Genomic DNA, 650 nt, shown 5'->3' with positions numbered 1-650 from the left:
TACATCAACCCCCTTTATGTGGACAGGCACCTCAAGTACCATGGCCTGATTCAGGCCTTCTCGCGCACCAACCGCGTGCTGCACGGTGCCAAGCCCTGCGGAAACATCCTCGATTTCCGCGCCCAGAGGGAAGCCGTTGACGATGCCATCGCCCTGTTCTCCGGCGAGGCGGGCGAGCGGGCCCGGGAAATCTGGCTGGTGGACCCGGCACCCGTGGTGGTGGAAAAGCTGAGCGAAGCCGTGCAGCAACTCGAAGACTTCATGCAATCCCAGGGTGTGGACTGCAGGCCCGGGGAAGTCGCCAGCCTCAAGGGTGACGAGGCCCGCGCCACCTTCATCAACTGCTTCAGGGAAGTGCAGCGCATCCGTACCCAGCTCGACCAGTACACCGATCTCGATCCTGAACTGCGCGAGACCATTGATAAACTGCTGCCGGAAGATGACCTGCGCGCCTTCAGGGGCGTCTATCTCGATGTCGCCAAAGACCTCAAGTCGAAGCAGGAGAAGACGCCAGATCCCGATGACCCCGTCCAGCAGCTCGATTTCGAGTTCGTGCTGTTCGACTCTGCGCTCATCGACTATGACTACATCATGAAACTCATCGCCCGCTTCACCGGCCAGCCGCCCAGGAAGCAGAAGATAAGCCGTGA

1 protein-coding gene is annotated in these 650 nt (G+C 60.5%); it reads left to right on the top strand.

Annotation, left to right across the window (positions count from 1 at the left end):
* A partial coding sequence (locus ACOCD2_RS24530) for a type I restriction endonuclease subunit R, EcoR124 family (protein ID WP_419626317.1) occupies nt 1-650 on the top strand: 650 nt, incomplete at both ends.

This window comes from Thiolapillus sp., from assembly GCF_048562965.1.
GTDB lineage: Bacteria > Pseudomonadota > Gammaproteobacteria > Chromatiales > Chromatiaceae > Thiolapillus > Thiolapillus brandeum_A.
Note: the sequence above shows the minus strand (reverse complement) of the source record. Positions and strands in the feature narration are given on the sequence as shown.